25 protein-coding genes and 1 tRNA gene are annotated in these 23,964 nt (G+C 39.0%); 22 read left to right on the forward strand and 4 right to left on the reverse strand.

Annotated features, from left to right (window positions below):
* The first annotated feature begins 90 nt into the window (after positions 1-90).
* The 6 genes from BMY66_RS05475 to BMY66_RS05500 all read left to right on the forward strand — a co-directional run bounded on the left by BMY66_RS05475 (position 91) and on the right by BMY66_RS05500 (position 4,746).
* Positions 91-1,482, forward strand: a complete 1,392-nt coding sequence (locus tag BMY66_RS05475; RefSeq protein WP_090394446.1) for a GntP family permease — start codon at positions 91-93, stop codon at positions 1,480-1,482.
* A 21-nt stretch (positions 1,483-1,503) separates the two neighbouring features.
* Positions 1,504-2,739 (forward strand): glycerate kinase type-2 family protein, encoded by a 1,236-nt coding sequence (locus BMY66_RS05480; protein WP_090394447.1) that lies wholly within the window; start codon positions 1,504-1,506, stop codon positions 2,737-2,739.
* 283 nt (positions 2,740-3,022) lie between these two features.
* Complete coding sequence (locus BMY66_RS05485; protein WP_044937217.1) at positions 3,023-3,529, forward strand: nitroreductase family protein; 507 nt, start codon at positions 3,023-3,025, stop codon at positions 3,527-3,529.
* Between the two features lie 203 nt (positions 3,530-3,732).
* The gene (locus BMY66_RS05490; protein ID WP_044937219.1) at positions 3,733-4,044 is read left to right on the forward strand and encodes a hypothetical protein; all 312 of its coding nucleotides are present in this window, start codon (positions 3,733-3,735) and stop codon (positions 4,042-4,044) included.
* A 21-nt stretch (positions 4,045-4,065) separates the two neighbouring features.
* Positions 4,066-4,275 (forward strand): hypothetical protein, encoded by a 210-nt coding sequence (locus BMY66_RS05495; RefSeq protein ID WP_090394448.1) that lies wholly within the window; start codon positions 4,066-4,068, stop codon positions 4,273-4,275.
* 138 nt (positions 4,276-4,413) lie between these two features.
* Positions 4,414-4,746 carry a rhodanese-like domain-containing protein gene (locus BMY66_RS05500; RefSeq protein WP_090394449.1) on the forward strand — a complete coding sequence of 111 codons (333 nt, stop codon included), beginning with the start codon at positions 4,414-4,416 and terminating at the stop codon, positions 4,744-4,746.
* 14 nt (positions 4,747-4,760) lie between these two features.
* Here BMY66_RS05500 and BMY66_RS05505 read toward each other — a convergent pair whose 3' ends face one another.
* Positions 4,761-5,795: a GGDEF domain-containing protein gene (locus BMY66_RS05505; protein WP_090394450.1), complete on the reverse strand. Its 1,035-nt coding sequence runs from the start codon at positions 5,793-5,795 to the stop codon at positions 4,761-4,763.
* Positions 5,796-6,430: 635 nt separating this feature from the next.
* Here BMY66_RS05505 and BMY66_RS05510 point away from each other — a divergent pair.
* Positions 6,431-6,799 (forward strand): desulfoferrodoxin family protein, encoded by a 369-nt coding sequence (locus BMY66_RS05510; protein ID WP_090394451.1) that lies wholly within the window; start codon positions 6,431-6,433, stop codon positions 6,797-6,799.
* 44 nt (positions 6,800-6,843) lie between these two features.
* Here BMY66_RS05510 and BMY66_RS05515 read toward each other — a convergent pair whose 3' ends face one another.
* A complete protein-coding gene (locus BMY66_RS05515) occupies positions 6,844-7,401 on the reverse strand; it encodes an alpha/beta fold hydrolase (RefSeq protein ID WP_090394452.1) in 558 nt (185 codons plus the stop codon).
* A gap of 182 nt (positions 7,402-7,583) precedes the next feature.
* Between BMY66_RS05515 and BMY66_RS05520 the strand changes: the two genes are divergently transcribed.
* The 4 genes from BMY66_RS05520 to BMY66_RS05535 are packed head-to-tail and all read left to right on the forward strand — an operon-like array spanning position 7,584 to position 10,972.
* Entirely contained in the window at positions 7,584-8,261 is a 678-nt protein-coding gene (locus tag BMY66_RS05520; protein WP_090394453.1) for a polyphosphate polymerase domain-containing protein, read from the forward strand.
* A 20-nt stretch (positions 8,262-8,281) separates the two neighbouring features.
* Entirely contained in the window at positions 8,282-8,953 is a 672-nt protein-coding gene (locus tag BMY66_RS05525; RefSeq protein ID WP_044937233.1) for a DUF4956 domain-containing protein, read from the forward strand.
* Positions 8,954-8,965: 12 nt separating this feature from the next.
* On the forward strand, positions 8,966-10,435 hold the full coding sequence (locus BMY66_RS05530; RefSeq protein ID WP_090394454.1) for a carbohydrate-binding domain-containing protein: 1,470 nt from the start codon (positions 8,966-8,968) through the stop codon (positions 10,433-10,435).
* A 33-nt stretch (positions 10,436-10,468) separates the two neighbouring features.
* Positions 10,469-10,972, forward strand: coding sequence for a shikimate kinase (locus BMY66_RS05535; RefSeq protein ID WP_090394455.1), 504 nt, complete (start codon positions 10,469-10,471; stop codon positions 10,970-10,972).
* On the opposite strand, the gene BMY66_RS05540 is transcribed toward BMY66_RS05535, so the two are convergent.
* Positions 10,969-11,673 (reverse strand): hypothetical protein, encoded by a 705-nt coding sequence (locus BMY66_RS05540; RefSeq protein WP_242942681.1) that lies wholly within the window; start codon positions 11,671-11,673, stop codon positions 10,969-10,971. The genes BMY66_RS05535 and BMY66_RS05540 overlap by 4 nt on opposite strands.
* Before the next feature lie 187 nt (positions 11,674-11,860).
* Between BMY66_RS05540 and BMY66_RS05545 the strand changes: the two genes are divergently transcribed.
* The 7 genes from BMY66_RS05545 to xylB all read left to right on the forward strand — a co-directional run bounded on the left by BMY66_RS05545 (position 11,861) and on the right by xylB (position 19,528).
* Positions 11,861-13,114 carry a DUF6273 domain-containing protein gene (locus BMY66_RS05545; RefSeq protein ID WP_090394456.1) on the forward strand — a complete coding sequence of 418 codons (1,254 nt, stop codon included), beginning with the start codon at positions 11,861-11,863 and terminating at the stop codon, positions 13,112-13,114.
* Between the two features lie 10 nt (positions 13,115-13,124).
* Positions 13,125-13,883, forward strand: a complete 759-nt coding sequence (locus tag BMY66_RS05550; protein WP_090394457.1) for a GNAT family N-acetyltransferase — start codon at positions 13,125-13,127, stop codon at positions 13,881-13,883.
* A gap of 2 nt (positions 13,884-13,885) precedes the next feature.
* The gene (locus tag BMY66_RS05555) at positions 13,886-14,716 is read left to right on the forward strand and encodes an AraC family transcriptional regulator (protein WP_033153513.1); all 831 of its coding nucleotides are present in this window, start codon (positions 13,886-13,888) and stop codon (positions 14,714-14,716) included.
* 2 nt (positions 14,717-14,718) lie between these two features.
* Entirely contained in the window at positions 14,719-15,693 is a 975-nt protein-coding gene (locus BMY66_RS05560) for a ribonuclease H family protein (protein WP_090394458.1), read from the forward strand.
* 126 nt (positions 15,694-15,819) lie between these two features.
* Positions 15,820-16,437, forward strand: a complete 618-nt coding sequence (locus BMY66_RS05565) for a zinc ribbon domain-containing protein (protein ID WP_090394459.1) — start codon at positions 15,820-15,822, stop codon at positions 16,435-16,437.
* Between the two features lie 144 nt (positions 16,438-16,581).
* Positions 16,582-18,066 (forward strand): L-fucose/L-arabinose isomerase family protein, encoded by a 1,485-nt coding sequence (locus BMY66_RS05570; protein ID WP_090394460.1) that lies wholly within the window; start codon positions 16,582-16,584, stop codon positions 18,064-18,066.
* Positions 18,067-18,070: 4 nt separating this feature from the next.
* Entirely contained in the window at positions 18,071-19,528 is a 1,458-nt protein-coding gene (gene xylB / locus BMY66_RS05575) for a xylulokinase (RefSeq protein WP_090394461.1), read from the forward strand.
* An 88-nt stretch (positions 19,529-19,616) separates the two neighbouring features.
* Here the strand turns inward: xylB and BMY66_RS05580 are convergent.
* Positions 19,617-19,688, reverse strand: a tRNA-Glu gene (locus BMY66_RS05580).
* Between the two features lie 269 nt (positions 19,689-19,957).
* On the opposite strand from BMY66_RS05580, the gene BMY66_RS05585 reads away from it, so the two are divergent.
* The 4 genes from BMY66_RS05585 to BMY66_RS05600 all read left to right on the forward strand — a co-directional run bounded on the left by BMY66_RS05585 (position 19,958) and on the right by BMY66_RS05600 (position 23,897).
* Positions 19,958-21,097, forward strand: coding sequence for a glucose-1-phosphate adenylyltransferase (locus BMY66_RS05585; protein ID WP_044937247.1), 1,140 nt, complete (start codon positions 19,958-19,960; stop codon positions 21,095-21,097).
* 1 nt (position 21,098) lies between these two features.
* Complete coding sequence (gene glgD / locus BMY66_RS05590; protein WP_074788728.1) at positions 21,099-22,217, forward strand: glucose-1-phosphate adenylyltransferase subunit GlgD; 1,119 nt, start codon at positions 21,099-21,101, stop codon at positions 22,215-22,217.
* Between the two features lie 106 nt (positions 22,218-22,323).
* Positions 22,324-22,590, forward strand: a complete 267-nt coding sequence (locus BMY66_RS05595; RefSeq protein WP_044937250.1) for a dihydroxyacetone kinase — start codon at positions 22,324-22,326, stop codon at positions 22,588-22,590.
* A 26-nt stretch (positions 22,591-22,616) separates the two neighbouring features.
* Positions 22,617-23,897 carry an amidohydrolase family protein gene (locus tag BMY66_RS05600; protein ID WP_044937253.1) on the forward strand — a complete coding sequence of 427 codons (1,281 nt, stop codon included), beginning with the start codon at positions 22,617-22,619 and terminating at the stop codon, positions 23,895-23,897.
* Positions 23,898-23,964 lie beyond the last annotated feature (67 nt).

Raw genomic sequence — 23,964 nt, forward strand, 5'->3', positions numbered from 1 at the left:
CTTTTTGTAATGATAGTACATTAAATTCTATATTGCCCTCCCTTATCATAAAAGTATCTTATAAACGCTTTAAGAAGGGAGGGCGGTTCCATGACTGGATTTCCGTTAATTATCATCTTTATTTTGGCAATCGTATTAATGATTGTCATGATCTCAAGATTCAAGATTCACCCATTTATTTCAATTATGTGCATCTCTTTGGTATTAGGTCTATTAGCGGGCATTCCTATTGTTGATGTCACATTAGAGGACGGAACAACAAAGGCTGGTATAGCTACTGTAATTGGTCAGGGCTTCTCTGGCACATTCACATCTATTGGTATTGTTATTATCCTTGGTGCTTTAATTGGTAGCATCTTGGAGAAAACAGGTGCAGCTTTAAAACTTGCTGACATAGTAATTAAGATTGTAGGCAAGAATCATCCTGTACTTGCTATGGAGCTTATGGGTTGGGTTGTTTCAATCCCAGTATTCTGTGATTCAGGATTTGTAATCTTAAACCCTATCCGTAAAGCATTAGTAAAGAGAACAGCTTCATCTTCTGTTGCAATGACAGTTGGTCTTGCAGCTGGTCTATTTACATCTCACGTATTTATACCTCCTACACCAGGTCCAATTGCTGCGGCAAATACTCTTGGAATTGGTGACAATTTACTTCTTGTAATTGGACTTGGTTTAGTATGTTCAATTTGCCCACTTATTGCAGCATATTTCTATGCTACATTTATTGGCAAGAAGGTTAAGGCTGATGATGAATTTGATACAAACGCAGTTAGCAAAACATACGAAGAATTAGTTGCTGAGTATGGTAAGCTTCCAAATGGATTCTCTGCTCTTGCACCTATTATCGTTCCAATTATTCTTATGGCATTATCTTCAATTGTTACAATGGCTAAGGTAACAGGAGCTGGTGCTAGTATCTGCAAGTTTTTAGGAACTCCTATTATCGCTCTTGCAGTAGGTACAATCTTTGCTGTTATTCAGCTTTGCGGAGCTAAAAAGATTGATGAGTTCTATGACATCGTAAACGATACTTTAAAGACAGTTGGTCCTATTCTTTTCATTACAGCTGCAGGTGGTGTACTTGGTAAAGTTATCGCTTCTTCTGATATGGTTAACTACATTTCAGAGCATGCTACAGTACTTTCAGCAATGGGCATATTCTTCCCATTCTTACTTTCAGCTATCTTAAAGAGTGCCCAGGGATCTTCTACAGTAGCACTTACAACAACAGCTGGTATCGTAGCTCCACTTCTTCCAGTGCTTGGCTTTACTACACCAGCACAGATAACACTTGTATGTATGGCAATCGGAGCAGGTGCTATGACAGTATCACATGCAAACGATTCTTATTACTGGGTTGTTACAAACTTTGGTGAGATGACTCCTGAAAGAGGTTACAAGACCTGGACAGTAGCATCACTCGTTATGGGTGTTGCAGCTATAATTGAAATAGCTATACTTAGCCTATTCATACATTAAAAATGTAATCGAGGAAGTTTTATGAATCAGAAATTAAGGAATGATATTGATTATATTGTTGAAAACACAATAAAAGAAGTTCTGCCTGATGAGGCGGTTACTAGAGCCCTTAACAATTTCTCTTATGGAAAAGGCAAAGTGATTCTAGTAGCCGCTGGAAAGGCGGCTTGGCAAATGGCCGCAGCAGCAAAAAAGGTTCTTAAAAGATTAGATGGCGGCATTGTAATAACAAAATATGATCATGTTAAAAGCAATATTGAGGGGATACAATGCTTTGAAGCAGGACATCCAGTACCTGATCAAAATAGCTTTGATGCGACAAAAAAAGCTATTGAATTAGTGGAAGGCCTATCAGAAGATGACACAGTTATTTTTTTACTTTCCGGTGGTGGAAGTGCCCTGTTTGAATTGCCATTAATTTCTGGTGAAGAACTACAAGACATTACAAAACAGTTACTTGCTAGTGGTGCTGATATAGTAGAGATAAATACTATTCGCAAGCGTCTTAGTAAAGTAAAAGGCGGTAGATTTGCTCTAGCTTGTGCTCCAGCCAAAGTATTTAGTATTGTGCTTAGCGACATAGTTGGTGATCCACTTGATATGATAGCAAGTGGTCCAGCATATCCTGATTTTTCTACATGTGATGAAGCAAAAGAAATAGTTCGTAAATACAATATTAAGCTTTCTAAGGAAGCTGAAGAGCTATTGAATAAAGAAACTCCTAAAGAATTAAATAATGTAGAAACTCACATAACGGGATCAGTTAGAGAACTTTGCAGAGCTGCTGCTAGTAACAGTGGAAAGTTAGGTTATAAGCCTATTATTTTGACCGATGAGCTTTGCTGCGAGGCGAGAGATGCAGGAAGTTTTCTTGCTAGCATCGCAAAGACAAAAGCAAAAGACAATGAAAGACTTGCCATTATTGCTGGTGGAGAGACAGTGGTTCATCTTACTGGTACAGGTATAGGTGGAAGAAATCAGGAACTTGCACTCAGCGCGGCTATAGGAATAGCTGGAAATAGGGGCATTGCAGTAGCATCAGTTGGTAGTGATGGAACAGATGGCCCAACAGATGCCGCTGGAGGATATGTTGATAACGAGACTTATCAAGAATTACTATCTAAAGGAATCAACATACATGATGTTCTTAAAGATAACGATGCATACAATGCATTAAAAGCAGTTGATGGTCTGATAATAACTGGTGCAACAGGAACGAACGTGAATGATGTTGCTATAGCATTGATTGATATTTAATGAATAGTATATGACATAGTGCATTATTTAGGTCTTACAAACAATTAAATATTGTCCAATAAAATAGATATAACAATTAGACTGGCTTCGGCTGGTCTTTTTGTGTTATGAAAAAGTTTTACTGACATTTAAAAAAAATAGCCCGTATAATGAATTATGATTCAAATGAAGGAGGAAACCATTTATGAAATTTGCTATGTTGTGTTGGACCTTTGGGTTCTTTGGGGAATTTCTATATCTGTTATAGGAGTTGTATTAACAAAGCAAAAAAGGAGATTTATAGATGGAATTTAAGACAGTTATAGAATCAAGAGAGTCTGTTCGTAAGTACAGTAATCAGAAACCAAATGAAGAACAGGTTAAGTATATTTTAGAAGCGGGACGTATGGCGCCAACTGCTTTCAATAAACAGCCACAACGCATATATATATTAAAAAGTGAAGAAGCACTTCAAAAAATGGATAGTGTTCATCCTTGCCGTTATGGAGCACCTATGGTTATATTGGTATGTGCTGACAAGGATGCTGCTAGTAATTTTCAGGGTGGAAATAGTTATTTAATGGATGGAACAATTGTTGCAACACATATGATGCTTGCTGCTACTGATATTGGATTAGATACTTGTTGGGCTGGAGTCAATGATGTTGAGCAAACACAAAAAGTCTTTAATTTGCAGGAAAATATCTATCCTATCTGTTTTTTGGATTTAGGATATCGCTCTGATGATTTTAAAAGTCTTTTAGGCAATAAGAAAAGAAATTCCTTAGATTCAATGATTAATTTTTTATAGGTACGGAATAATATGTAATCAATTCAATCATATAACTTAAGTATATAACTTTGTCCAATAACTTACCCTTCTGCGATATACTAAGCTTAGTTTAGTTCGTATATACGGAGGGGTTATCTTATGCCAAAGGGGTCTAATCAAAAACTAAAGTTAAGTTATCAAAGAACAGCTTAAGGGCTATAAGTAAGACGGGAGAAATGGCTATGCAACAATTGCGCTGTAAAAAATGTGGGTGTGAGTTTTCTGGTCCTCTTGCCAGCAATGCTATGTATCTATGTCCTAAGTGCAAAGAATATGTTAATTGCTTGTGTGAATATGGATTTGGTCCGATTGTTCCATGCAGTATTTTTCTAGGTGAGGAAGAAATAGCAAGAATCGAAGAAAGAGAACGTATTAAATATCAGTTAAAGTCAGCTACATTAGGGTTAGATGCTGCTCTTAGTAAGGGGTACAAGAATTTAGAGGTGTACTATGAAGCTTTGGATATTGTGACTGAAGCTTTAAGAGAAGGATGATTATTTTTAGAGGGGTTTATTATGGATAGGGAATTTCTTGAGGAAAGACAATTTACAAAATTATTAGCTGGAAAGACATATAAGATTTTCTTTGAAGGAAAAGACTGTGTCATTGCTGAAACAGAGCTTGGGGATGTTGTCATAGCTTTTAGTGAATATGAGTACTACGCTATGTCTAATGATGAGATAGAGCAGAAAATCTATGATGGTATTAAAAGTAGAGAAAAGTAAGTATGATTGATCCAACAGTTGTTGTGTATATTGATGGGCAAGTGTCTATCCGTGAATCTGGGTATTTTAGTTTAGATGAAATCTTTGCAAAGTTAGAACGGTTGATTGAGCTAATGTCGTAGGATTGAGAGGTGGAATATGGGATTATTTAATCTTTTCAAGCATGTAGATATTAATGCTGAAGTAGAAGCTATGAAGTCTGTAGAAAACGCAGTGCTCCTTGATGTGCGCACAGAAGAAGAGTATTCGGGTGGACACATTCCAGGAAGTAAAAATGTGCCAGTTGAGAATATAGAAAAGGTAGTGGATGTCATTAATGACAAAGACACGCCTGTTTATGTATATTGTCTTCGTGGATCTAGAAGTGCTTCTGCGGTGAAAGCTATGGAAAAGATGGGATATACAAATGCTAAAAGTATAGGTGGAATAGCCGCATATAAAGGAAATACTGCAATAGGAACGACTAAGTAGAGGTCTTTTTCTTTTTATCTCACTACTTGATTTTTTCCATGGTTCTTTCCGTAGTATAGCTTTTCATCTGCTTCGCTAATCCAGGTCTCATTTCCCTGGGCGTCGTTAGTTGTACAAGCAGCCATACCTATGGTTATTGTTACCTTTAAAGGAAATCCGTTGAATTTAAAGTCATAGGCTTCAACCTCTTTTCGCCTCTCATCAAAATAGGCATATGCATCATCTTCACTATCAAATTTTGCAAGTACCACAAACTCTTCGCCACCCCAGCGGCAGCAATTATCAATTTCGCTTTTTAAGACCATGTCACCTAGCGTAGATAATACGTAGTCACCACAATTGTGACCATAGGTATCGTTTATGCTTTTAAAATTATCAATATCAAATATAGCACACCAATATCCTTCTAATCCTTCTTCTTCCTTTATTTCTTTAACTTTGTCAGCAAAGTAATATCTGTTTGGAAGGCCTGTCAAGTGGTCATGAGATAATTGAAACTCTAGTTTTTTTTCTGAAGAATTAACAATCAGGATAAATATCTGCACTACAATCAGGGTTATAGAAACAACCACTATACCTAGAATAATATTTAGGAAAAAGTTTATATTTTTTGGCAGAGAATATGGTGCGCCATTAAAATAAACAATAATATATGAACTAAGATAAAGAGCCAGTCCTAAAAATCCAAATGGCATCATTGGAATAACGTTCTTTATCTTTAAGTTTCGTCCAACATACTCAGAATAAAGAACAACTACATTCATTCCAAGCATAGTGTATTGGAAGCCGCTATCCCATCCAGTATAAATTACAGCAAAAAACATATGGATAATAACTTCAAGATATATCCCCACTGTAAATAATCTAAGCCATCCAAAGTGACAGCCAAATATTAAAAAGAAATAAAACAATACGCTGATAACATTTATTTTTGCCATTGGTGGAATGGAATACTTAATAAAAATAAATAGGAAAATAGTATGGATAACCATGAAATTGAAAGAAAAAATGCTTCCCATGATTTTAGCGTTTCTTAAATTCATTACCATTGCGGTACTCCTCCATATGTCATATATATGAGAATATTGTATTTACAATACTTTTTACTTACATCATGCAACAATCCAAAATAAAAGTATCATACAATTGTTAAAAAACAGCGTAGGGAATATGTATTTATTGCCCTCTGTGGCATATCTTTTTTGACCCTACGGGCGAAAGCTTTATTTTGATTTTCCAACCGTAGTGAAATGCCCACTACTGCATTAGTGTATACCTATCTGGAATATAAATCGCTAGAGCATCTCGCTATCTATCTAGATAATATACATTGCTACACTCATGAGGCCTAGTTTATACACACAGGGGTCAAAAACTACGGGTGAAATCAGGATTTTGCAAATCTGGCGGTAGGATTTCAAAAATAGTCCCAGTGTAGGAACAAAAAAATATAAAGATACAACTCAATCTGAACTAATTGAGTCGAGAATTCTGCAATTAAAACTCAATTCAAAAATATTGGATATAAGAATTCAATTATCACAGCATACGACTAGCCAATCCGCTAACACAACTATATTTTACACAATAATCTGTGTGTTTTTTGTGTAGTTAAAGACTATTGATTTTACATATGTTACAATGAAGCTACAGTTGGGGAGTATCTTGTAAAAGGAGGCTAGGTATGAAATTTTATGTATGTGAGGTTTGCGGCAATTTTGTTGGTATGATTAAGGAGTCCGGTGCTCCAATGTCATGTTGTGGTCAGAAGATGAAGGAACTTGTTCCTGGTACTTCTGATGGTGCAGTTGAAAAGCATGTTCCTGTATGTAAGGTAGAGGGAAATGTGGTGACTGTAGAGGTTGGTTCTGTAGAGCATCCAATGGCTCCAGAGCACTACATTGGATGGATTGCCATCGAAACAAAGAAGGGGGCACAGAGAAAGGTTCTTGAGCCAGGTGAGAAGCCATGTGCTCAGTTCGTCCTTACAGATGATGATTCGTTAGTTGCAGCATATGCATATTGCAACTTACATGGTTTATGGAAATCATAATATAAAGCAAAGAGCTTTGGAGAAAATCCAAAGCTCTTTTTTTATTAAAACAATCCATCAACTATTTTCATTATTCTGTGAAGGTTTTGAATATCTGTATCCACATTGCCTGTTTCAAGGGAATGGTTTGCATCTGGGATGACGGCATATGTGATGGAAAGCTCATCACAAAGCTGAACACACATATCAGTATCGCAAAGAGGATCCTCACTTCCGTGGAAGACAAAGCCTTCACAGGCATTGATGTAAGCAAAAGTCATTTCGATTGGTGTGAAGACTATGCTTTCTGCGTCGATGCCGTAGTCAAAGGCGTATTTGGCAGCGATAGCTGTACCGATGCTTTTTCCAATAAAGACAACATTATCATAGGAAGAAAAGTCTACATCCTTTAATTGCTCCACAACCTGCATCATAGCTTCATTGATTGCAGCTTCAGCCTGTGCAGCATGTGTCTTGATAGAATCTATATCCTTTGAAAAAGTGTATTTAACTTCTTTTATTTCATAGCCATGATTCTTGGCAAGCTTCTTTGAGTAGTATAAAAGTGGTTTATCTGAGTGGTAACCAACTCCTGGAAATATAACAGCTAATTTCTTTTCCATAGCGTTCCTTTCATTAATAAGAAAAATTCTACGAATCTATTATAGCAATCAAAAGTCCTTAGAAAAACCTAAAAAACACAAAACTTGTACCGATTTGTTCACATTACAATCATGTTGCACACACTTGACGGGATTAATATACCGCTAAATGATACAGAAGTAGCAACAGATAGGAGTGAATTATGGAAAAGAGGTATAGGCATGAATGGAAACACGCTATAACCTACGCCGACTTGCTAACAATAAGGCAAAGGATGTCAGCTATAGCGATACCTGATCCACATACAATCGACGGAAAATATCTTATAAGAAGTCTTTATTTCGACAATCTGAATGACAAAGCACTTCGTGAAAAAGTGGATGGGGTAAACATGCGAGAGAAATTTCGCATAAGATATTACAACTTCGATACTAGAATTATCCACCTTGAAAAGAAAAGTAAATTCAATGGTCTTGGAACAAAATACCATGCTCCATTAACAGCGGAAGAGGCACAGAAGATAGTGGATGGAGACATTGATTGGATGATTGATTCCCCACATTCCCTTATTCAGGAACTGTATTGCAAGATGCGATATCAGGGAATGAGACCAATGACCATAGTTGATTACACCAGAGAGCCATTTATATATGGGCCTGGAAATGTAAGAGTTACGTTGGATTACGACATCAGAACAGGGATGAATAGAACGGATTTCTTAAATCCGGAATGTGTAACAATTCCAGCGGGTGACGCTCCAATCATATTGGAGGTTAAATGGGATGCATATCTGCCAGAAATAATAAGAGATGCTGTACAAATCCCAGGAACAAGAGTGCAGGCGTTTTCAAAGTATGCACAGTGTAGGATTTATGGTTAAGGATAGAAGGAGTGAAGATTATGACATTTAGCGATATTTTTAAATCAAGCTTTTTAAGCAATGTAACAAGCGTAACAGTTTTAGATATGGTAATTGCCATGGCATTATCATTTGCTATTGGTTTATTTATTTTCTTTATTTACAAGAAGACATATGCAGGAGTAATGTATTCAGCAAATTTTGGTGTGACATTAGTGGCTCTTACAATGATTGCAACCTTCGTTATTTTGGCGGTAACCAGTAACGTAGTTCTTTCATTAGGTATGGTCGGTGCCTTATCAATTGTTCGTTTTAGAACAGCCATCAAGGAGCCTCTTGATATTGCTTTTCTATTCTGGGCAATTGCAGCAGGTATTGTGCTTGCGGCAGGAATGATTCCACTTGCAGTATTTGGTAGTGTGATTATCGGTGTAATGATTACCGTATTTGCGAATCGTAAATCAAATGTTAATCCATATATCGTAGTTCTTCGTTGTGAGGATTCTCTTACAGAGAAGGAAGCAATGCAGTATTTAAATGAGAAGACAACTAAGTGTGCAGTTAAGAGCAAGACTGCTAGAAAGGGCGAGATTGAATTAAATCTTGAAATCAGACTTAAGGAAGATAACACAGATTTCATTAACGAGTTATCAGATATGGAAGGTGTAGAAAGTGCAGTACTTGTAAGCTATAACGGTGATTACATGGGATAAGGAGGACAGATTATGTCAACTAATAAAAAAATTGACATCATCTGCGTAGTGGTCTTGATACTGGCTATCATCCTTACAGTGTTGTTTATGAATGGCGAGAAGCTTGGACTTACAGTGGTGGTTGATGAGGATGCTGAAACAACCACCACATCGTCATATTTTACAACCAATGACATGGATGGGGACTGGGACACCTCCGAGGCGACAATTATTACATTAGAAGGAGATGACATAACTGTTTCGGGGTCAGGAGCTTATGTAAATGATGGTAGTGTGTATATTACACAGTCGGGTTATTACTTAGTAAGCGGAGAGCTTACAGATGGAAGTATTGTTGTAGCTGCTGAAGATTACTCAAAGGTATGGATCATGCTTGATGGGGTAGATATTTACTGCGAAGATGATGCAGGAATTATCGTAGAGCAGGCAGATAAGGTATTTTTAACTTTGGCAGAAGGCTCTGAAAACAAAATTGAGACAGGCGACGAGTATTCCGAAGAAGCAGTTGAAGATGATAGAGATGGAGCGATTTTCTCCCACGATGATTTGACTATAAATGGAAGTGGCAGCTTGACTGTTACAACCGGCTATTCACATGGCATTGTTTCAAAGGATGATTTGATTATCACTGGTGGAACAATCACCGTGACAGCTCCAGGCGATGGCTTGAAAGCAAATGATGCTCTGAATATAACAGATGCAGATATTACTATTGATGTTGAAGATGACGGCATCACTTGCGATACCAGTGTATACATTGGCGGTGGCACGATTCTTATAAGCAATTCTTACGAAGGAATTGAAGCAGTCATTATTGAAATAGAAGATGGAGATATCACAATCTATTCAACAGATGATGGCATAAATGCTAATGGAGGATCGGCAGAAGATGAAGAAACATACATTAGCATAAGTGGCGGCACTCTTAGAATTTTTAATGAAGGTGGTAACGACGCAGATGGCATTGATTCTAACGGTGATATTCGTATATCAGGTGGTACGATCTTTATAAGTTTAACTGATGGCGGATCTAACAACGCAATTGATTATGCAAGTGAAAATGGTGGTGTTGCAGTAATCACAGGAGGAACAATTATTGCTGCTGGAAGTAGTGGTATGGCAGAATCCTTTGATAGTACATCCACACAGGCATCTATACTTTACACAACTAGCGCTTCCATGGAAGCAGGAACTACAGTTTCGGTTGTAGATGAAGATGGAAACGAAATCCTTTCATGGGAGGTACCATACAGCTTTTCTTCAATTAATATAAGTAGCCCTGATTTAGTAATTGGTGAAACATATACAATTACTGCTGGCGATGAATCCGAGACAGTTACACTCGAAGACGTGGTAACTACTGTAGGAGAGACCACAGCAGGTGGCATGGGCCAGATGGGCGGCATGGGCCAGATGGATGGTGAGAACCAAATGGGCCCAATGGGTGGCGCTGGAAAAGGAAATCGTGTACAATACCCCTAACATTTAAGTGAATGATTAGGAGACATAATTAAAATGAAAGAAAACATAGTTCTAATTGGTATGCCAGGTGTTGGCAAAAGTACTTTAGGTGTTGTATTGGCAAAGGAACTGGGATTTGAATTCGTAGATGCGGATTTACTTATCCAGAAGCGTGAAAAGCGTTTGCTTAAGGAGATTATTGCTGAGGAAGGCGTGGATGGTTTCCTTAAAATAGAAAACGATGTGAATGCCAGCATTTCATCCACAAAAACAGTTATTGCAACTGGTGGTAGTGTTATCTATGGTGCGGAGGCTATGGAGCACCTAAAGGAAATTGGAACTATTGTTTATCTTAAGCTTGATTATGAAACACTTGATAGCAGACTTGGCAGCCTAAAGGGCCGCGGGGTTGTGCTAAAAGATGGTCAGAATCTTAAGTCTCTTTACGACGAAAGAATTCCCCTTTATGAAAAATATGCAGATGTTACCGTAGATGAGGCTGGCCTCGGCCTCGAGGAAACGCTAGATGCGGTTATGAAAAAAGTTTCGGAAACCTAGGTTTCCGAAACTTTTTTGTAGCCAGTTTTTACAAGCCACTTCTGGTCGATGATTTTGACTTCGTCTCCGAATGCGATGTGGAGACGTACAGATGATGGCTGCTTTTCAATTTCTTTGACTGTTCCCTCTCCAAATTTTGGATGAGTAACAACATCGCCTACTTCATATCGTATTTTCGAATTTTCCATATTTTTGTAAGCGCGCTGTGTGCGATAAGTATCAAGCATCTGAACCTGCTTGTGATCTACTGTAGGGCGCTGTAAAACTGAATCATAGTCTACCTTTTTAAGGCTCTGGCCTTCTACGTAGTAGTCTGCAGGGATGGCGCCGATAAGGCTGCAGCAGTATTTCCATGCACTGCCGTGAACTCCTGGCTGCCATGTGTATTCGCTTGGGATGCTGATGTGACGTGTCATGTAGTGTGCATATTCATGCTTATATAAATTGATTCGATCGGACTTTGAAAGCTGCTCATTTAAGCAAAAGCCGATGAAAAATAGTGAAAACTGGAATTGTTCTTCATCATCATATGAAGGTGGAAGATAAGAACCAAGGGCCTTTTCATCCATTCCAAATGTGATTGGAACTTCTGCACCGTGAAGCCCCAGCTTGTGATCTAAAACTGAGTACAATGCAGTGATTTCTGCACGAAGAACAGGTTCTTCATCGTGCAACATTTTAAACATTTCTTTCTTTGTCATTATGTCTCCTTAAAACTCGATATAACTTATACAGAAGGATAGTATAGCAACTGAAATTGAAATTTACAATTATCAAAAATGATAAATTTGTTAATTATCCAATATTAATTTGACTTTAAAAATGCACGATATTACTATAAGGATATAAAGGGAATTATGCACATATTTTTGTGTTAGGAGATTATATATGAGAAGAGCAATCAAGGTATCAAAGAAAATATTGGCATTTTCACTGGCCGTATTTATGGGGGTGGCAGTACTTGGACTGTCACTACAGGCAGATGCTGCTAAAAAGAAATCCTCAGGAACTTATGCAGAAGGTGATGATATTGCTTTTGGAACATTGGATGGAAATATTATCAACTGGACGATTCTTACCTATGATGATACTACAAAGGTTGCCCTTCTTGTTTCAAGAAAAACCTTACATTCATATTCAGTACTTGCATACAGAGATTCAATCAATCAGATGTATTTAAATAGTAATTCGTCTGCTGGCTATGTTAAATGGGAGGACAACTATTGGAGAGGCTGGCTCAATCAGATTTTCTATAATCAGTGCTTTACAGATGCGGAAAGAGCCACAATCCAGAAGACATCTCTTACTGAGGAAGCAGCCCAGACAAGTCTTATGAATTTCTATCATGACACTACTTTGGATGCTTATTACCTTGCAGGAAATGTAAAGAACTCTCTTAATATGAATATTTACAACAATCAGAGTACAACTTCTGATTATATTTTCTTCCTTTCAACTGATGAGTACACAGAGTACAAGGATACTATGAAATATGAGACCAGCAATACATGGCCTCTTAGAACAAACGCTTATGATGATCCGGCTCAGGGATTGTTTGTAAATGATACAAAGAAGCTCATCGAAAGAAAGTACTATTATCTTGGCGATGGAATTAGACCAGCTATGTATGTAAAGCTGGGCAAGACTGATGAGGAGAAGGCTGCTGAATCAGGTACAGATACATCTTCAACAGACACCATCACTACATCAGATACTACAAGTAGCTCTTCAAGCAGTTCAACTAGCAGTTCTACAAGTACAGCAAGCACTGCAAGTACAGCTAGCACCACAACAACAGCTGCTACAACTACATCAACAAGCAGCACATCTACAGCAAAGGCTACTTCTTCAAAGAAATATGCTAATAATGGTACTAATATAGGAAATATTACACTTCCAGATGATGCTTCCTATTCTATGACCAATGGCAGTACTGCACAGGTAGCAATTAATCTTGATTACTTAAACAGTACTGATAAGCAATACAATGTGACATACAAATCCTCAGATGCCAGTGTGTTCACTGTTGATTCCAATGGGTTGATTACATCAGTTGGCAAAGGAACAGGCACATTGACTGTAAGAATGAAGAAATCAAATGGCAAGACTTATACTATGACATGCCGTATTGATGTGACCTAGGAGTAGAGGCGTGACTCAGGAAAGATTCCTTAAAAGAAAAATAATAATAAACGATGTAACAGAATTACAGCCTGACTATGAGCCTGGCACTTTGGTGCTGACTGATAGCCAGGCTGTTGTTGATGAGTGCACAAGCAAGCATATACCGGTGGCGGCCTACGAAAAGGAAGGCGCTCAGCCTATTAACTGCTCCCAGGTACTTATTGATGTAGATGAAATAGAAGATGATGATTTTGAAAACATCTACAGAAGATGCGCTGGTATACCATGGGATATCGCATATACGGAGCGGTGTTTTATAAGAGAATTTGGGATGGCTGATTTGGATGCACTATTTGAATTGTATTCCGAACCACATATGACAGATTATATGGAACCGCTTTTTGAGTATGAGGAAGAAAAGCAGTATGAGGAAAACTATATAGAATATATTTACAAGCTGTATGGTTTTGGAATGTGGTTGATTTTCGATAGATTCACGGGTAAATTAATAGGTAGAGCAGGTTTAGAAGTGCGGGAAACCTGCGATAGAGAAAACCAGGCGGAAATGGGCTTTGCTATTGCATCCAGCAGATGGAAGCAGGGACTGGCCTATGAGGTTTGCTCAAAGATAATGGAACTGGCGAAGGATGAGTATGGGCTCACAAGCTTGATTGCTAGATGTGATCCGGAAAATTTAGCCAGCAGACATTTATTAGAAAAACTCGGTTTTGTTATTGCGGGATACGAAACTGATGGAGATTGTAGGTATTTTAGGGAGATGATTTAGTAATGGATTTAAAGAACTATCAGCATGAAGTAGTAGTGACTGATGAGGGGCTTCCATTCAAGCTTTTTGCTTTTGAAGGCCAGAATGGAAATTATGTAAGGGAAAAACACTGGCACCGTTCAATCGAGATTTTCGCTGTTTGGGAGGGCAGATTGGAATTTACTCTCCAGGAAAAGCGCTTTCCTCTTAACGGTGGCGAGTTTGTTATAGTTAATAGCAACGAGGTTCATAGTATAGCAGCTCCAGATGTTAATAAAACTGTGGTATTACAGATTCCACAGGATACATTTGCGGAGTATTTTACAGATGAGCAGTTTATCTGGTTTTCACATGGAGACAGAGAAACAGATCATCGTGTGTTTACACTTTTGCAGGAGATGTATCTTATTTATACAAATGGAGAGGAAGCAAACAAGCTTCAGGTTCTTAGCTTATATTATGAGCTTCTTTATATTTTGGTTACAAAATATCGAAAGTTTAATGTTAACGAAGAGATACTTAAGAACAGTAAGCAATTGAAAAAGCTTTCTAATATCACGAGATACATGAAGGACCATTATGCTGAAAGCATTTCTTTGGAATCCATGGCGGAGCAGTTTAATTATTCTCCATCATATCTTTCCAGAATGTTCCAGAAGCATGCAGGCATCAATTTTAAGGATTATCTGCTTGGCATTCGTTTGGAGCATGCAGTCCGGGAATTGGAAGAGACAAATGGCCAGATTGTAGATATTGCTCTGGGAAATGGATTCCCAAATTCAAAGGCATTTTCAAATGCATTCAGAGATAAATACGGTGTACTCCCAAGCGAGTACAGAAGGAGTAATGAATAATAATGGCAAAGAAAGTATATGCAGTCAGAGTAGGTAGAAAACCTGGAATTTATCACACATGGGATGAGGCTAAGGCGCAAGTTGATGGCTTCAAGGGACCTGTGTTTAAGGGCTTTACATCTATGGCAGAGGCAGAGGCTTTTATGAAAGGAGGCTCTGTAAGTAGCGGAGCTGCTAAATCTGCAACTGTTAAAAATGATATTGTGACTGCAGCTGATGCTTTCCAGAATCTTCAAAAGGTAACTGTAGAGGATGGAGGCAAATACAACATTCTTGATTCCCAAATTAAGGAGCAGTGCATTGACAAGGTGGCACTAATTACAAAAGCCTTCAAGAATGCATTTGCATCGCCAGTTTTTATTGATGACATTAGCGCAAACGAGGATGTAAAGACTTTGATGTCCCGCTATGGCTGTGATTTTAACAGTGTTTCATCGGATGTAAATATTGCCTTCGTTGATGGTGGTGGCGATAAAGTGGGCGCCAATTTCGAAAGCACTAGAATTCTCTTTGGCGTAGTTTTCTATAATGCTGAGGAATCTAAATTCAGCTTATACAGATATGCTCTTGAAAGAGGTACAGATTTTGATTGGCTGTTTAGAGCATCTAATGTGGCGGGAGAGGAGCTTGCTGCCTTGTTTGCTATGTACATAGCAGCTCGTCTGGGATTGAAACAAATCCACATTTATCAGGATAACAATCTTCCAGCTAAATATTTCTCCGGAGCTTTCAAGAAAATCCATAAGATGGATGATTATATGCTTCAGATATTTATAAATGCCAGTCTTCAATACTTGAAGCAGGGCATGGAAATCAACTTCCTTTATGTGCCATCAGAGCATGCAGCCTATAAAGATAAGTCTAAGGCAACTAAAGGAAAAGCCGTATATGAATCTCAGAATATACCAAAAGTATCCTTAGAAATGGCAGAATTCCTAAATGGAGTTTCTGATAGATTGGCGGATTACAAGAATTAATGGTATTTATATAATACTTTTAAAGTTGGGTATTGATATTTATTCTTATATGGTATATTATAATTTCATCAAACAGATTTGAAGGACGATTTCAAATCTAAAATAAAAGAAAAGAGGGAAAATGATATGTTTTGTAGTTCATGCGGTACACAGTTAGAAGAGGGTACACTATTTTGTCCAAATTGCGGTAATCCTGTAGCACAGGCAAATGATACAGCTCAGGCACAGGCTAACAGCGCAGCACAGGCTAGTGCGCCAGTTAATCCAGCGCCACAGTTTGATGGTTCAACACAGTATTACACACCACAGCCAGTTCTTGGTTTGAAATGGGCAAACTTCCTTGGATATTTTGCTTTGTGGGCAGGCGCACTTGGTAACTTAGTTGTAGGTATTCAGTATATTACTGGTTTGATTTATGGCGGAGATGCAGATTTAATATATGATTACTTTTCAGGTTTACAAATTATAGATATAATATACGGAATTTGTGTGATAGCGACAGTTGCGTTAAGCGTAATGACAGCGTTATCTATTATCAAGCGCAAGAAGCAGGCTGGTATGCTTGTTTGTCTTAATTACATAGTACAAGCTGCTGTAGTATTTGTTCATACAATTGCAGAAGCAATTATTATCCACTCATTTGGCGGAGTATCTACAGCGATTACTGCCATTATTGTTTCTATCGTTATGATTTTTGTAAACCGTGTATACTTCAACAACAGACGCGATGTTTTTGTCAACTAAATAAAAGTCAAAAAATTGACATCACATAGTAAAGATTTAAAAGTCTCCAAAATGTTTTGTTTGATATCATTTGATTATCGAAAACGTTTTGGGGGCTTTATTTTTATGTAAAAGGAGCCGTGTTATTAAAGGAGGGTAATTACAATGAACAACATGCCAAATGTAAAAATTGGTGTAGTAGCAGTTTCTCGTGACTGCTTCCCAGAAAGCTTATCAGTAAACAGAAGAAAGGCACTTATTGAAGCTTATACAAAGAAGTACGGTGCAGAGCACATCTATGAGTGCCCAGTTTGTATAGTAGAGAGCGAAATCCACATGGTACAGGCTCTCGAGGATATTAAGAAAGCAGGATGTAACGCACTTTGCGTATATCTTGGAAACTTCGGTCCAGAAATTTCAGAGACACTTCTTGCTAAGCACTTCGATGGACCTAAGATGTTCTGTGCAGCAGCTGAAGAGTCAGGCAACAGCCTTCTTGATGGTAGAGGCGATGCTTACTGCGGTATGCTCAACGCTAGCTACAACTTACAGCTTCGTAACATCAAGGCTTATATCCCAGAGTATCCAGTAGGTGATGCTGAGGATTGCGCTGATATGATTCATGAGTTCGAGCCAATCGCCCGCGCTGTAATCGCACTTTCAGATCTTAAGATTATCAGCTTTGGACCACGTCCACTTAACTTCCTTGCTTGTAATGCACCAATCAAGCAGCTTTACAACCTTGGTGTTGAAATCGAGGAGAACTCAGAGCTTGATCTTTTCGAAGCATTCAATAAGCATGAAGGTGACAGCCGTATTCCAGAGGTTGTTGCAGATATGGAAAAAGAACTTGGCGCTGGAAACAAGAAGCCAGAGGTTCTTGCAAAGCTTGCTCAGTACGAGCTTACACTTAAGGATTGGGTAAGAGATCACAAGGGATATCGTAAATACGTAGCAATCGCTGGCAAGTGCTGGCCTGCATTCCAGACACAGTTTGGTTTCGTTCCTTGCTATGTAAACTCAAGATTAACAGGCGAAGGCATTCCTGTATCTTGCGAGGTTGATATCTATGGATGTCTTTCAGAGTTCATCGGTACAGTTGTTTCAGAAGACATTGTTACACTTCTTGATATCAACAACTCAGTACCAAAGGATATGTACAACGAGGAAATCAAGGGTAAGACAAACTACACACTTCAGGATACATTCATGGGATTCCACTGCGGAAATACATGCTCTAAGAAGCTTGCATTCTGCGAGATGAAGAACCAGAAGATTATGGCTCGTACACTTCCTGTAGAAGTTACAAACGGAACACTTGAAGGTGATATCGCTCCAGGTGAAATCACATTCTACAGACTTCAGTCTACAGCAGACAACATCCTTCGTGCTTACATCGCACAGGGCGAGGTTCTTGATGTACGTACTAAGTCATTCGGTTCAATCGGTGTATTTGCTATTCCAGAAATGGGACGCTTCTATCGTCACTGGTTAATCGAAAAGGGATTCCCACATCACGGAGCAGTTGCATTCGGTCACTATGGAAAGGCTCTCTACGAAGTATTCAAGTATATCGGAGTAGAGGTAGATGAAATCGGATACAACCAGCCTGCAGGTGTACGTTACCCAACAGAGAATCCATGGAGATAATATTATGTATTATATAGGAGTAGACCTTGGTACATCGGCAGTTAAGCTTTTGCTTATGGCTGCCGATGGCACCATAGAAAAAATAGTTTCAAAGGAATATGACCTTAGCTTCCCACATCCAGGTTGGTCTGAGCAGAAGCCTGAGGATTGGTGGGCTCAGTCTATGGCTGGCTTGAAGGAACTTACAGCAGAGGTTGATAAATCCTTAGTAGCTGGTATTTCTTTTGGTGGTCAGATGCATGGCCTTGTAACACTTGATGCAGATGACAATGTTATTCGTCCTGCAATTCTTTGGAATGATGGACGTACAGGAAAAGAGACGGAATATCTTAACAATGTGATTGGAAAGGATAAGCTTTCTGATTACACAGCAAATATTGCTTTTGCTGGATTTACAGCTCCAAAGATTCTTTGGATGCAGGAAAATGAGCCAGACCTTTGGGCTAAGGTAGCAAAGATTATGCTTCCAAAGGATTACTTGGCATACAAGCTTTCTGGAAGCTTCTGCACAGATTATTCTGATGCTAGTGGTATGCTTTTACTCGATGTTAAGAACAGATGCTGGAGCAAGGAAATGATGGATATCTGCCATGTTTCTGAGTCTCAGCTTCCTAAGCTTTACGAGAGCTATGAAGTAGTTGGCACTATCAAGCCAGATGTTGCAGCAGAGCTTGGCTTTACAAATGATGTAAAGATTATCGCAGGTGCTGGTGACAACGCTGCTGCTGCTGTTGGTACAGGTACAGTTGGAGAGGGCAAGTGTAATCTTTCAATTGGTACTTCTGGAACAATCTTTATCTCAAGCAAGAACTTTACAGTAGACCCTGCCAATGCACTTCACTCATTTGATCATGCAGATGGTGGATATCATCTTATGGGTTGCATGCTTTCAGCAGCATCTTGCAATAAGTGGTGGATGGATGAAATCCTCAAGACAAAGGATTATCCAGCAGAGCAGGCTGGTATCAAGAATCTTGGTGAGAATCGTGTATTCTATCTTCCATACCTTATGGGAGAGCGTAGCCCTCACAACAATCCGGATGCACGTGCTATGTTCATCGGCATGTCTATGGATACAACACGTGAGGATATGACACAGGCTGTTCTTGAAGGAGTAGCATTTGGTCTTCGTGATTCGCTTGAGGTTGCACGCAGTCAGGGTATTGTTATTGAGCGAAGCAAGATTTGTGGCGGCGGTGCAAAGTCTCCATTATGGCAGCAGATTATTGCATCAGTTATGAATCTGAAGCTTGATATTTTGGAGAATGAGGAAGGCCCAGGACTTGGTGGCGCAATCCTTGCAGCAGTAGGATGTGGTGAGTACGCTTCAGTTGAAGAGGCTTGTGATAAGCTTGTAAAGGTAAAGACAACAGTAGAGCCTGATCCAGAATTAATTCGTAAATACGAAGAGAGATATCAGGAATTCAAGAAGCTTTATCCTACAGTAAAGAGTTTATTCTAATAAATAAGGCGCTAGCTTTGGAGCTGGCGCCTTATTTATTTATATTGACATATAACAAAAAAGAGCATCGCTTTTGCGATGCTCTTAGCAGTTCCTAGCGGAATCGAACCGCTGTTTTCGCCGTGAGAGGGCGACGTCTTAACCGCTTGACCAAGGAACCATATGTCCTAACGACAAGACATATAATACTATGGCCCAGCCCCTAAGTCAAGAGAAAACCCACAATTTTTTTGAATTCAGAATTATTCGAAAATTAAGACAATATAGAACAATATTTTGATTATGTTGTGCTCAACAAATGTAAGAAAAATGCATAAAAAAATGATCAAAACATTGCCTTGTTTGTGCAAAACTATTAAAATATTATCTATAAAACGTGTGTTGTTTGTTTACTGAAGGAGATAAAAGAAGAAAGTTAGGGGGGATAATATGGCTCAGACAAGTATGCTAGCTATGATTCTAGCAGGTGGTCGTGGTAGCCGTCTGCATGAGTTAACAAACAAAGTTGCTAAACCAGCCGTTGCTTATGGTGGAAAATATCGTATTATCGATTTCCCACTCAGTAACTGTGCTAATAGTGGAATAGATATCGTAGGTGTTTTGACACAGTACGAATCGGTTTTGCTAAACAGTTATGTTGCGGCAGGTGGAAGATGGGGATTGGACACAAAGGATAGTGGTGTCTTCGTCCTTACACCTAGAGAGAAGGCAGACTGTGGCCTTGATGTATATCGAGGTACTGCAGATGCTATTTCTCAGAATATCGATTTTATCGACGCTTATGATCCTGAGTACATTTTGGTACTGTCAGGTGATCATATTTACAAAATGAACTATGACAAAATGCTTACCTTCCATAAGGAAATGGGGGCAGATGCTACAATAGCTGTTCGTGGTGTGCCAATGAAAGAGGCAAGTCGATTTGGCATCATGAACACAGATGACAGCCGAAGAATCATCGAGTTTGAGGAAAAGCCAGAGAAACCAAAGAGCAACCTGGCGTCTATGGGTATTTATATCTTCACATGGAAAACTATGAGAAAGCTTCTGATAGAGGATATGAAGAATCCTGACTCAAGCCATGATTTTGGTAAGGACATCATTCCGGTAATGTTAAATGGAGATAAAAAGCTTTATGCCTATGAGTTCTCAGGTTATTGGAAGGATGTTGGAACTATTGATTCCCTTTGGGAAGCCAATATGGATCTTCTGGATAGCGATAATGAGCTTAATTTGGACGATACATCATGGAAGATTTACACAGAAGACACAGGAATCATTCCACAGTATATTGCATCCTCTGCAAAGATTGATGGTGCATATATCAACCAGGGTGCTCATGTAGGTGGAGAGGTTTCCAGGTCGGTTATCTTTTCAAATGTGAAGATTGCACCTGGTGCAAAGGTAATAGATTCAGTGCTTATGCCGGGGGCTATTGTTGAAGAAGGAGCTACTGTAACAAGAGCTCTTGTGGCTGAAAACATTAGAATAGGAAAGAACGCCAAAGTAGGAAATAAGAAGAGCGAGGAAATCCTTCTTGTTGCAAAAAATGTAAAGGGGGAGGATTAATATGGCAAACAAAGCATTTGGCGTGATTAATTCCGCCGCAAACTATATCAGAGTAGAAGGTCTTCATGACTACAGACCAATTGGCGCTTTCTCATTCCTGGGAAGATTTCGAGTTATCGATTTTCCTATCTCAAATATGAGTAATAGCGGTATAAATCGTATACACGTATATTTGAACAGTAGACCACGTTCTATTGTTGAACATATCGGTGATGGACGCCACTACAATATCAATTCAAAACGAGGCAACATCCAGCTGTTATTTACACAGAATAATGGTCACAGTTCTATCTACAACACAGATATTAATGCCTATCTGGAAAACCTGGAGCAGATAGAGCGCATGCCTCAGGACTATGTAATCGTGGCTCCTAGCTACATGATTTACAAACAAGATTATCAAAAGCTTTTAGACGAGCACGTGGCATCTGGAACAGATATTACCTTGCTTTATCATAAGGTAGACCAGGCAAAGGAATACTACAGAGCATGTAATGTGGTTACCTTGAATAAGCAAAAGGGCGTACAGTCTTTGGAACGCAACATGGGTACAGCTAAGGAAAAACTTATCAGCATGGACACCTATGTAATGTCGAAAGAAATATTTGTTGATTTGATTAAAAAGGCCAAGAAAGAATCATCTGCATATTCTCTTGCGGACATGATTGCATTGGCTTGCGATACATTGGATGTTAGAGGCTATCAGCACAAAGGTTTCTTTGCAGCAATAACAAGCTTGGATGACTACTACAGGGCGAACATGGAGATGCTTGAGTATGCAACTGCAATGGACTTTTTCACAAACGATTGGCCATTCTACACCAAGACAACAGACGCTTGCCCAACACAATATTTCCATGGCGCAAGTGTTACCAATTCAATGGTATGTAATGCCGGCTTGATAGAAGGTACAGTTGAAAATTCCATTATCGGACGAAATGTTCATATTGGAAAAGGGGCAGTAGTTAGAAACTCAATTATTCTTTCCTACGCTGATATTGGAGATGGAGTTTATATCGAAAATGCGGTAGTAGATAAATGGGTTGAGGCGAAGAAAATCAAGAAGATTGTTTCAGAATCTGTCACCCCTACATATGTAAAACGTAATGATAAACTTTAATTAAAAGCGAGTCAGTCTAAACTAACAGACTGACTCGCCTTTTTTTTATAGATGTGGTAAAGTAAGTCTGTAGTTTTTCGAAAAGAAAATATTGGAGGAAATAAATATGTTACCAGAACAGACAATTGAATTTAGATATGACACACAGCTTCTTATCGAGGGCGAGGATCTTGATGAGGATGCAATCAACGATTACATCACAGAGAATTTTGTTGGCGACAGCTTACTTGCAGTAGGTGATGAGGAGCTTATCAAGATTCACTATCATACAAATGAGCCATGGAAGGTTCTTGAGTACTGCAGAACACTTGGCGAGATTTACGATATCGTAGTCGAGGATATGGATAGACAGGCTAGAGGTTTACAGGGCTAGGTTGCATCTTCCTGTTAGGTATTTATATGAACGAAAGTTTTGTACTACGAGGAGGCATTGCTTTCTCGGAATCAGAAAAGAGAATAACTACATATTATAGAGGTTATCTTGTTTGTGTGGATGGCATTTGCAAAGGTGCCTTCACAGAGCTCCCTGAGCAGTACAGGGGATTGCAGCTGTATGATTACGGCGAGCGTTTAATCATTCCAGGCATGACTGATTTGCATGTTCATGCACCTCAGTACACATTCCGAGGAATTGGTATGGATGAGGAGCTTCTGGAGTGGCTTACCACCTACACTTTCCCAGAGGAAGCAAAGTACTCAGATATGGAATATGCTAAAAAGGCATATGGGTATTTTGCAGAGGATTTAAGACGTTGCTTTACAACTCGTGCTGTTGTTTTTGGAACAATGCATAATGAAGCAACTATCAACCTCATGGATCAGCTAGAGGATACTGGTGTGATCACATACGTTGGTAAGGTAAATATGGATAGAAATGGTGGCGAAGGTCTTCAGGAGGAAAGCGCCGAAGCATCCCTCCAGGCAACTTTAGATTGGCTTCAGGCCATCGAAGGCCGCTATAAGAACACAAAGCCTATCCTGACACCTCGATTCATCCCATCATGTTCAGATGATTTAATGAGAGGCTTGGGAAAGCTTTCTGCTGAAAGAGATTTGAGAATCCAGTCTCATCTTTCTGAAAATCAGTCAGAGGTCGCTTGGGTAAAGGAATTGGTTCCTGAATCAACTTCCTATGCAAATGCATACGAGCTATTCGATACTATGGGTTCGGCTGAATTACCTACCATCATGGCACACTGTGTATACTCAGGCGAGGAGGAAATGAGCATCCTTAAAAAGCATGGTGCTTACATTGCTCATTGCGCCGATTCCAATATGAACCTTACAAGCGGTATCGCTCCAATCCGAAAGTTTATGGATGCTGGTATAAAGGTCGGTCTTGGTACAGACGTGGCTGCCGGTTCATCTATGAATATGCTCAAGACAATGCTTATTACATTGCAGGCATCTAAAATGTACTATCGCCTGGTTGATACAGATGTTAAGCCACTTTCTTTTGAGGAGGTTTTCTATCTTGCTACAGCAGGTGGCGGAGAGTACTTTGGCAAGGTTGGAACATTCAAGGATGGATACGAATTCGATGCAGTTGTTATCGATGATAGCAAGATGTATTCAATGAGAGATATGTCCATCAGAGAGCGTATTGAGAGAATGTGTTACAACGATGCCGATGCCATTATTAAGGATAAATTTGTCAAGGGCAAAAAGGTATATTGTTAATTGCTAAAAAGTCTTGAAAAAAGTGTTAAATAAAAGTGTCCAGCATTGACTGGACACTTTTTTTAGG

It is taken from the genome of Pseudobutyrivibrio sp. C4, from assembly GCF_900111635.1.
In the GTDB taxonomy this organism is placed as follows: domain Bacteria; phylum Bacillota; class Clostridia; order Lachnospirales; family Lachnospiraceae; genus Pseudobutyrivibrio; species Pseudobutyrivibrio ruminis.